This window comes from Geothermobacter hydrogeniphilus (genome assembly GCF_002093115.1).
GTDB lineage: Bacteria > Desulfobacterota > Desulfuromonadia > Desulfuromonadales > Geothermobacteraceae > Geothermobacter_A > Geothermobacter_A hydrogeniphilus.
Map to the genome: position 1 here is coordinate 314,258 of NZ_NAAD01000002.1, position 9,659 is coordinate 323,916.

The 9,659-nt window shown below is 61.1% G+C and carries 6 protein-coding genes and 4 tRNA genes; all 10 read right to left on the reverse strand.

Annotated features, from left to right (window positions below; all coding sequences use genetic code 11):
• Positions 1-24 precede the first annotated feature (24 nt).
• The 10 genes from tuf to B5V00_RS03480 all read right to left on the reverse strand — a co-directional run bounded on the left by tuf (position 25) and on the right by B5V00_RS03480 (position 9,074).
• Entirely contained in the window at positions 25-1,215 is a 1,191-nt protein-coding gene (gene tuf, locus B5V00_RS03425) for an elongation factor Tu (protein ID WP_085009337.1), read from the reverse strand.
• 128 nt (positions 1,216-1,343) lie between these two features.
• A tRNA-Thr gene (locus B5V00_RS03430) sits at positions 1,344-1,419 on the reverse strand.
• A 42-nt stretch (positions 1,420-1,461) separates the two neighbouring features.
• Positions 1,462-1,538: transfer RNA gene (locus tag B5V00_RS03435), tRNA-Gly, on the reverse strand.
• Between the two features lie 128 nt (positions 1,539-1,666).
• Positions 1,667-1,751 (reverse strand) — tRNA-Tyr (locus B5V00_RS03440).
• A gap of 49 nt (positions 1,752-1,800) precedes the next feature.
• Positions 1,801-1,876 (reverse strand) — tRNA-Thr (locus B5V00_RS03445).
• An 816-nt stretch (positions 1,877-2,692) separates the two neighbouring features.
• Positions 2,693-3,445 carry a 23S rRNA (guanosine(2251)-2'-O)-methyltransferase RlmB gene (rlmB, locus tag B5V00_RS03455; RefSeq protein ID WP_085009351.1) on the reverse strand — a complete coding sequence of 251 codons (753 nt, stop codon included), beginning with the start codon at positions 3,443-3,445 and terminating at the stop codon, positions 2,693-2,695.
• Positions 3,442-4,176, reverse strand: a complete 735-nt coding sequence (gene pyrF / locus B5V00_RS03460; RefSeq protein ID WP_085009352.1) for an orotidine-5'-phosphate decarboxylase — start codon at positions 4,174-4,176, stop codon at positions 3,442-3,444. Before pyrF ends, rlmB begins: the two co-directional genes overlap by 4 nt.
• Positions 4,173-5,399 carry a DUF4388 domain-containing protein gene (locus B5V00_RS03465; RefSeq protein ID WP_085009353.1) on the reverse strand — a complete coding sequence of 409 codons (1,227 nt, stop codon included), beginning with the start codon at positions 5,397-5,399 and terminating at the stop codon, positions 4,173-4,175. Before B5V00_RS03465 ends, pyrF begins: the two co-directional genes overlap by 4 nt.
• Positions 5,400-5,418: 19 nt before the next feature.
• Positions 5,419-7,131 (reverse strand): proline--tRNA ligase, encoded by a 1,713-nt coding sequence (locus B5V00_RS03470; RefSeq protein ID WP_085009354.1) that lies wholly within the window; start codon positions 7,129-7,131, stop codon positions 5,419-5,421.
• A gap of 596 nt (positions 7,132-7,727) precedes the next feature.
• On the reverse strand, positions 7,728-9,074 hold the full coding sequence (locus B5V00_RS03480; protein WP_085009356.1) for a phosphohexomutase domain-containing protein: 1,347 nt from the start codon (positions 9,072-9,074) through the stop codon (positions 7,728-7,730).
• Between the last annotated feature and the right edge of the window lie 585 nt (positions 9,075-9,659).

The following is a 9,659-nucleotide window of genomic DNA, read 5'->3' on the forward strand; positions in this document are numbered from 1 at the left end:
GGAGGGGGCCTGTATGCCCTTAAATTACTCGATAACTTCGCTGACGACGCCGGCACCGACGGTGCGGCCGCCTTCGCGGATGGCGAAACGCAGTTCCTTGTCCATGGCGATCGGGGTGATCAGATTGATCTCCATCGCCACGTTGTCGCCAGGCATGACCATCTCGGTCCCCTCGGGGAGAGTACAGATCCCGGTCACGTCGGTGGTACGGAAGTAGAACTGCGGACGATAGCCCTTGAAGAACGGGGTGTGACGACCACCCTCTTCCTTGGTCAGAATATAGGCCTCGGCCTTGAACCTGGTGTGCGGGGTGATGCTGCCCGGCTTCGCCAGAACCTGACCGCGCTCGATCTCCTCGCGCTTCACGCCGCGCAGCAGAACACCGATGTTGTCGCCGGCCTGCCCCTGATCGAGCAGCTTGCGGAACATCTCGACACCGGTCACGACGGTCTTGCTGGTCTCCTTCATGCCGACGATCTCGATCTCCTCGCCGACCTTGACAATCCCGCGCTCGACACGACCGGTCGCCACGGTGCCGCGACCGGAAATCGAGAAAACATCCTCGACCGGCATCAGGAAAGGCTTGTCGATGTCACGCTCGGGGGTCGGAATGTAGCTGTCGACCTGGGCCATCAGCTCAAGAACCTTGTCTTTACCAATGGCGTCGTCACGACCTTCGAGGGCGGCCAGAGCACTGCCGGCCACAATCGGAATATCGTCGCCGGGGAAGTCGTAGCTGGAGAGCAGCTCGCGAACTTCAAGCTCGACCAGCTCCATCAGTTCCTCGTCATCAACCATGTCGGCCTTGTTGAGGAAGACAACCATCGCCGGGACACCGACCTGACGGGCGAGCAGGATGTGCTCACGGGTCTGCGGCATCGGACCGTCGGCGGCGGACACGACCAGGATCGCGCCGTCCATCTGGGCAGCACCGGTGATCATGTTCTTGACGTAGTCGGCATGACCCGGGCAGTCAACATGAGCGTAATGCCGGGTCTCGGTCTCATATTCGACATGGGCGGTGGCAATGGTGATGCCGCGCTCACGCTCTTCGGGAGCGTTGTCGATCTGGTCAAAGGCCATCGCCTCGGCGCCGCCGGCTTCGGCGAGAACCTTGGTGATAGCGGCAGTCAGCGTGGTTTTGCCATGGTCAACGTGGCCGATGGTGCCGATGTTGACATGGGGCTTTGTTCTTTCAAACTTTTCCTTGGACATTGCGTCGACCTCCCTGGTTTCGAATAATCCTGTTTTCCTGACGTTGGGTTGCGATTCCGGAACAAACCGGAACCGTCGAAGCTGGCCTTGCAGAAACAGCAAAACCTCCCCAGGACAACATGAAGAAATGGAGCCCACAATCGGAATTGAACCGATGACCTCACCCTTACCAAGGGTGTGCTCTACCATCTGAGCTATGTGGGCTTATCTCTTCAGTCGTCGTGCGGAGACTTCTTGATAAAGTTTTGGAGCGGGAAACGGGACTCGAACCCGCGACCCTCAGCTTGGAAGGCTGATGCTCTAGCCAACTGAGCTACTCCCGCCCAAACTCTGAAATCCGCGATCTATGTCTGCAGCTCGGTGGACGCCGTCCAGCTACACCTCCAGTGCCCGCGGCTCATCGCCTCCTGGAGAATGCCTTCCGAACCTTGTCCGGCAAGTTTCTATTTAATGGTGGAGGGGGGAGGATTCGAACCTCCGAAGTCTTCGACGGCAGATTTACAGTCTGCTCCCTTTGGCCACTCGGGAACCCCTCCAGGGGATAGCTTATTCTCTTTTTCAAGGGCCCACGCCCGACCAACCGGATGGAGCTGGCGACAGGAATCGAACCCGCAACCTGCTGATTACAAGTCAGCTGCTCTACCAGTTGAGCTACGCCAGCACAGGGGGCGATTTATACAACAGCATCCGGCAAAATGCAAGGACTTTTTTGCGCCTTCTTTGCCCTGCCCAACGGGGAGAAACTTATAGTTGAATCAGCATCACTTGTCAACCCGAAGATGCCGATTTCGATGAAATTTTTTGGTTTTCAGAAATTCATCCGACAGGTCGGTCCACGGCAACCGGAAAGTTCTGGTCCCGGCCTCCTGAAGGAATGGAAAAAGGTGCTGAAAAACTGACCGATTTTATTTTCCTCGGCGGCCCTTGACAATAGCTGACGAATCTGGTCATATATAGACAGCAACAACCACTACGCTTCGGGGTGTCCTTCTCCCTCCTGGGGACACCCCATTTTTTTTGCCTTCCGGGGGCGGGGCTTTTGCCCCACCTCGGCGTTGCAAACCTCTTCGCTTGTGCGACGTAGCTGCCGCTACGACTCCGCGCTCATCGGCTTGCGCCTTGATCTGAGCCAAAATCCCGCGCCCTTTGACGGCGGTGGCAAACACAGGCAGAACGACTCCGTGGCAGCGGGCGGGGGCGGGGGCGGGGGCGGGGCTTTTACGCCGACTCCGCGTTGCGTTCCTCTTCGCTTGTGCGACATAGCTGCCGCTATGTCTCCGCGCTCATCAGATCGCGCCTTGATTTGGCGAAAAATCCCTCGCCCTTCAGCGGCTGAGTGAGGGGGGACGCTCCCGGGGACTGTCCCCGAAGCGGGGCTGTCCCCCTCGAAAGGGACAGGGGCCGGGTGAGGGGATGTAAACAATTACTTTGCACCTCTGCGTCTTTGCACCGCCGCGCGAGGCAGGTTGTTAAAGATCTATGTCCCGACCTCCCGCTGGCGAACCACCTCGTAGAGGGCAAGAGCTGCAGCTACCGAGGCATTGAGGCTGCTCACCCGTCCCTTCATCGGCAGAGCCAGCAGGCCGTCGCAGTGCCGTCGCACGTTCGGCCGCACACCGCTGCCTTCACTGCCGACAACGATCGCCACCGGGCCGCTGAGGTTGCTGCGATAGAGATCATCCGCCCCCGCCTCCCCGGCCAGGGCATAGACCCAGATCCCTTCGTCCTTCAACTGATCAATCGTCCGCGCCAGATTGGTCACCCGGCAGAGGGGCAGATGCTCCAGAGCGCCGGCGGAGGTCTTGTCGACAATGGCCGACACCGGACAGCTCCGGTCACGCGCCACCACCACCCCCTGACAACCGGCCGCTTCGGCACTGCGCAGAATGGCACCGAAATTGTGCGGATCGGTGATGCTGTCAAGCAACAGGATGAAAGGCGGCTCGGACCCGGAACGGACAGCCGCCAGCAGATCCGTGAAATCCAGGTAGGCGAAGGGGGCGAGATAGAGGGCGACCCCCTGATGGCGGGCCGGTCCGCACAGCCGTTCAAATTCTTCGGCGGTCAATCGGCGGCAGGGAACGCCGCGGTCAGCCGCCAGCGACGCGATCTCCTCCAGCCGTGGATTGAGAACTCCCTGACGCAGCATCAGGCGCCGCGGCTCGCGCTGCCCGGCCTGCAGGGCCTCGCGCACCGGGTTGATGCCGTAGATGAGATCGTCGCCGCTCACGTCGCGTCGAGGGCCGCGGCCATCTCCTGCAGGATCTTGCCGGCAGCCAGTTGCGGCTCAGCGGCGGCGGAAATCGGGCGGCCGATCACCAGGTAATCACTGCCGGCGGCGAGGGCGTCCGCCGGGGTGGTAACCCGTTTCTGATCGTCCACCGCGGCAAAGGCGGGACGCACGCCGGGGGTTACGATGGCGAAATCGGGACCGCACACCGCCCGGATCGCCTCGACCTCGCGCGGCGAGGCGACCACGCCGTCAAAACCGGCATCGGCGGCCAGGCGCGCCAGGCGCGGCACCATCTCGGTGACCGGCCGGTCGATTCCGAGTTCAAGCAGGGTCTGGTCGGTGCTGGAGGTGAGGATGGTCACCGCCAGCAGCAGCGGTCTCCCGGCCGAACCGCGGGGATACTGTTCATCAACCCGGGCGACCGTGGCCCGCATCATGTCCGCGCCGCCGAGGGCATGAACATTGAACATCTTCACCCCCAGTCGACAGGCTTCCAGAGCCGCCATCGCCACGGTGTTGGGAATGTCATGATATTTCAGATCGAGGAAGACCTCACCGCCGCCGTCACGGATCATGCGCACCACCTGCGGCCCGCAACGGGTGAAAAGCTGCTTGCCGACCTTGAAGACACCGACCTTGTCATGCAGCAACGCGACCCACCGCTGCGCCTCCTCAAGGCTGTCGACGTCCAGGGCGAAGATGAGTCTTTCACGTGCTTTATCGATCATGTTTTCCTCCCGATAAATTCCTTGACCCGCCGTGAGATCTCCTGAACCCTGGCGACCAGTTCGGCCGACTCCTCGTGCGGCAGATCTCGCCGTGCGGCGAGACATTCCATGAACAGCAGTTCGTTGAGCCCGTCGGCGAGCAGTTTCTGTTTGTCCCCTTCTTCAAGTCCCTCCAGGTTGCCGAGGATACGACCACCATCGACCGCCCCTTCGGCGGAGATGGCGACATCACGGAAGAGGTAGGAGAAGGGCTGGGGAAGATCACGCAGAAAGTAGCGGACCTCCTGTCCGAAGCGCGGGTTGCGATCCGTTATCTTGCGATACATCACCACCAGGGCGCTGTTGTAAATCTTGAGGATTTTTCCCGGGATACCGTCAACCTCGACTTCAGGCGCAGACTCCATGCGGACCCGCTTTTTCTCAACCAGGCTGAACAACAGCCGCAACCCGTCGAATTCACCAAGACCGCTCCGCCGCAGAACTTCCCCGGCCGCCACGGCAGGAGTCTGTTCGATCAGCTCAAGCAGTCGTTGTTCGGCGGGCGAAAGGCCTTCGGCCCCGGCCCCGGTAGCAACCGGTAAAAGATCAAGAGAACCGATCACGTTCATGAACAGGCCGCGTTCATCGATCCGCCTGAGCCCCTCCATGATCAGATTCTGGGTCCCCATCGACAATCGGACAATCTGTTCATTTTCCAATGAACGAGGCTCAAAAGAAAAGCTCCCCTCGCTGAAGACAAACAGATTGTAAACGATCGTTTCAACCTGGTTGCGGGTCGCTTCCCAGAGGTCCTTGGCGGTGACAGCTTTTTTTTCGACCAGGATCTTACCGATGGTGCGGCGCGAAGACGCGAACTGACGGGCCTTGTCGAGAGTTTCCCGATCGACCTTGCCGAGACCGAAGAGGATCTCGCCGAGCTCCTCTTCGGGGAAGGAACTGGTGGCGAAAACGATTTCACCATCCTGAAAATAGAGGGCTTTCTCTCCGCCCTGAAGACGGAAACGCAGCACCCCGGTGTGGCGAAACATGTTGAAAAAGGAAAGCAGGTCAGGAAGGCCCAGGGCACCGAGCACTCCCGCCAGGCAGACCTCCTGTTCGCCCGAAGCGGTCAGCAGCAGGTGATTGCGGGAAAAGGAACGCGCCTCCAGCGGCTGGTTGCGCAATTCGCGCACCACGCCCGGAGGCAGGTTGATCCGGCCGTGGCTGCTGATGGTCAGGCTCATCCCCTCTCCTTCCGACCGCTCAGGACGCCAGTTCCCTGGTTACGATCGCGGCCACCCGGGAGGCCACCTCGGCCAGCGGCACCATGCTGCGCTCACCGCCGCGACGTACCTGCAACTCAAGGTTGCCATCCTTCAGGCCTCGCGAACCGACCGTGACCCGCAACGGGATGCCAATCAGGTCAGCATCCTTGAACTTGCTGCCCGGACGTTCGTCACGGTCGTCAAGCAGCACCTCGATGCCCTGCTCAAGAAGATCCCGGTAGAGTTTCTCGCCGGCCTCACAGACCGCCTCATCCTTGGGATTGACCAGCGTGATCAGCACCTGGAAAGGGGCAATCGGCATCGGCCAGATGATGCCGTTTTCATCGTGGTTCTGCTCGATCGAGGCGGCCACCGTGCGGCCGATTCCGATGCCGTAACAGCCCATGACCAGGGCGCGTTCCCGCCCCTGTTCATCCAGCACCTTCGCCGCCATGCTCTCGGAGTACTTGGTGCCGAGCTTGAAGACGTGTCCGACCTCGACCCCGCGCCAGGACTCCAGTTTCCCATCACAGCGCGGGCAGGCGTCCCCGGCGACCGCCTGGCGCAGATCGGCGAACCGCTCCACCTGAAAATCACGTCCGTGGTTGGCGCCGGTATAGTGGTAGTCCTTTTCATTGGCACCGACGACGAAATCGCTCATCGCCTCGACCTCCAGGTCGGCAAGGATGCGCAGCGTCAGGCCGACCGGACCGGCGAAGCCGGTCGGGGCGCCGGTCGCCTTGAGAACGGTCTCATCCGAGGCCATCTCGACCCAGTCGGCATCGAGCAGGTTGCAGAGCTTGATGGTGTTCAGCTCGCGGTCGCCACGCAGCAGCACCGCGACCACCTCACCGCTGTCGGTTTCGACAACCAGGGTCTTGACCAGCTGCCACGGATCGAGCTTGAGGTAGGCGGCCACCTCCTCGATGCTCCTGCGAGCCGGGGTGAGGACCTTTTCCAGTTGCGCGGCGGGGGCCGCGGCCGTCCCGGCCGCCTTCAGTTCCGCCTTCTCGACATTGGCGGCGTACTCGCAGCTGTCGCAGGAGACGATGGCGTCCTCGCCTGACTCGGCCAGCACCATGAACTCGTGGGAGAAGGAGCCGCCGATGGCGCCGGAGTCGGCCTCGACGGCACGGAACTTCAATCCGCAGCGTTCGAAAATCCTGCGGTAGGCCTGGTACATTTTCCGGTAGGACTCATCCGCGCCGGCATCGTCGAGATCGAAGGAATAGGCATCCTTCATGATAAACTCGCGACCGCGCATCAACCCGAAGCGGGGACGGATCTCGTCGCGGAACTTGGTCTGGATCTGGTAGAGGTTGAGCGGCAGCTGGCGGTAGGAGCGGATTTCGCGGCGGACGATGTCGGTGATCACCTCTTCATGGGTCGGTCCGAGGCAGAAGTCCGCCTGCTTGCGGTCCTTAATCCGCAGCAGTTCCTTGCCGTACTGTTGCCAGCGTCCCGACTCCTGCCAGAGTTCGGCCGGGGTCACCATCGGCATCAGCACCTCGATGGCGCCGGCGCGGTTCATCTCCTCGCGGACGATCTGCTCAACCTTGCGCAGAGCGCGCAGACCGAAGGGCAGGTAGCTGTAGATCCCGGCGGCGACCTTCTTGATCATCCCGGTACGGATCATCAGCTGGTGGCTGAGAACCTCCGCGTCGGCGGGAACTTCCTTGACGGTATTGAGCATGTACTGGCTGTAACGCATAGTCCTGAACCTCTATAAAGATATATGACGGGGTTTCCCGATTGATGGTTTCGCAAATTCTCTGCGATGGCTAAGCAAAATTTTCGCACCTCCCAGGGGGCTGTCGGACTATCCATAAACTGGCTGCAAATCCGTGCGTTCGGCCCATATCCCAGCTCCATTTTGCCCCATAGCCACTGCTATGAGGCTGCAATTGAGCCGAAATCTGGGCTCAAACGCTCGAATTTTCGCTTCAGCCTGTATAGTCCGACAGCCTCCTAGGCGTCGTGGTTTTTCGAGGGCGAAGACATACATGTTGTATGTCGAGGTCTCGAAAAAGTGCGACAACAACGGGGTGCGGACATTTTGCGACGCCATCCCGATTGGTTCAGGAAACTAACCCATTTGGGCGACCATTGCAAGACGTCGCCGCTCCCCGGATCCACCGGCTGTTTTGCGGCCAGAGGGTGGCGGGACGAGTGGAGATGGAAGGCGCCGAGCCGATTCGGGCGGAAACGTAGTCGAGCTGCGTTGAGTCCCGAATCGGTGAAGGCAACGAAGCAGATTCATCCGTAACGGCAGTCGAAACCCGGAATTGCCGGTGGATTCGGAGACCCTCAGGTATCGAGCAAGGCGAGGATTTCCGCCGTCCGATTCTCCATCAACGCCCGGTCGCCGCGCGCCTCGACATTAAGCCGCAGCACCGGCTCGGTGTTGGACGGCCGCAGGTTGAAGCGCCAGTCGGCAAAATCGATCGACAGGCCATCGGTGCGGTCGACGGTTCCCCCCCGCCCGGCGTAGTGATCTTCAACCCGCCGTATGGCGACCACCGGATCGGCGACCTGGCGGTTGATTTCCCCGCTCGACGGGTAGGCGGCGATCCGCTCATCGACCAGTGCCGAGAGCGGTTTGCCGCTGCGGCAGACCAGCCCGGCCACCAGCAGCCAGGGGATCATGCCGCTGTCGCAGTAGGCGAAATCACGAAAATAGTGATGGGCACTCATCTCCCCGCCGTACAACGCGTCTTCGGCCCGCATCCGCTCCTTGATGAAGGCGTGACCGGTCTTGCTCATGATCGGCGTTCCCCCGGCACGTTCAACCACCTCGACCGTGTTCCAGGTCAGGCGCGGATCATGGATGATTTTCGCCCCCGGCGCGAAACCGAGCAGCGCCTCGGCCAGCAGGCCGACGATGTAGTAACCCTCGATGAAGCGGCCGCGCTCGTCGAACAGGAAACAGCGGTCAAAGTCACCGTCCCAGGCGACGCCGAAGTCGGCCCCGGCGGCGAGTACCGCGTCGGCGGTGGCACTGCGGTTCTCCGGCAGCAGCGGGTTGGGGATGCCGTTGGGAAAGGAACCGTCCGGCTCGTAATGCACCGGGACGAACTCGAACGGCAGCTGGGCTTCAAGCAGCTTGAGCACCGGACCGGCGCAGCCGTTGCCGGGGTTGGCGACGATCTTCAACCGGCGCAGGCCGTCCTCGCCGAGATAGCCGAGCAGGTGCCGGATATAGGGCCCGCGATAGTTCTCCTCGCTGATCCCGCCGATCCGTTCCACCGCCGGAAAATCACCGCCGGCCACCAGCTCGCGAATCGCCGACAGGCCACTGTCGCCGCTGATCGGCCGGGCCCCTTCACGCACCAGCTTCATGCCGTTGAAGTCGGCCGGGTTGTGACTGGCGGTCACCATGATTCCGCCGTCATGCCGTCCGTAGTCGGTAGCGAAGTAGACCTCCTCGGTGCCGCACAGGCCGATATCGACCACGTCCGCTCCCCCTTCCGTCAGGCCACGGCTCAACGCCGCAGTCAGCGCCTCGCTGGAAAGGCGGACATCACGACCGACCACCACCGTCCGCGGCTTGAGAAAGGCGGCATAGGCGCGGCCGATGCGCCAGGCGATCTCTTCATTCAGTTCATCGGGCAATCGCCCGCGGATATCGTAGGCTTTGAAACAGTTCAGGTTCATGGTTTCTCCCCTCATCCGAATATCGCGCGTCATGCGCCCAAACGGCGGCCATCATAGCGCAAATCGGGAACGGGCGGAAAGCATTTCGGATGCCTTCCCCCCGGATTTGCATCTCGGGTCTTCCGGGAAGGTTTCCAGGCGGGGGAAAGCAGGAAGCAGGCACGTCCCTGAGACATTCCCGAGAGGAATGTCAACGAAAAGATGGGGCGAAGAGCAAGACGACACTTGACCTGGAAGCGCTAATAAGCGGCGGACGGCCCACCTGCTTACCCCCGCATGTCCTATGTGACCGGCCGTCGGTGCGGCATACGATGGGGGCGCTTCCCGTGCCAAGGATAGCAAGCTTCGACGGAAATGTCGGGGTTTTGTTCAGCTTTTCAATGTTGAGTACTATATCAAGATTTCCTCGAGATTCCGCACTTGAGAGGAATCAGAACGACACGTACCGTTCCTCATAGTCCACGCAGCGGGTCAGCCAGCGAAAGTCCTTTTCCGTCAGTTTGCCGACCTTGATATCTTCGGCGTAGGTACTGACCGTGTCCCAGCGATTCATTCTTTTCAGATCGACCCGCTCGACTTTTCTCT

Bases quoted from the DNA above. Each gene is read 5' to 3' on its own strand.
- B5V00_RS03480 (WP_085009356.1), bottom strand. From the start codon at position 9,074: ATGAACCTGAACTGTTTCAAAGCCTACGATATCCGCGGGCGATTGCCC.
- tuf (WP_085009337.1), bottom strand. From the start codon at position 1,215: ATGTCCAAGGAAAAGTTTGAAAGAACAAAGCCCCATGTCAACATCGGC.
- B5V00_RS03465 (WP_085009353.1), bottom strand. From the start codon at position 5,399: ATGAGCCTGACCATCAGCAGCCACGGCCGGATCAACCTGCCTCCGGGC.
- pyrF (WP_085009352.1), bottom strand. From the start codon at position 4,176: ATGATCGATAAAGCACGTGAAAGACTCATCTTCGCCCTGGACGTCGAC.
- B5V00_RS03470 (WP_085009354.1), bottom strand. From the start codon at position 7,131: ATGCGTTACAGCCAGTACATGCTCAATACCGTCAAGGAAGTTCCCGCC.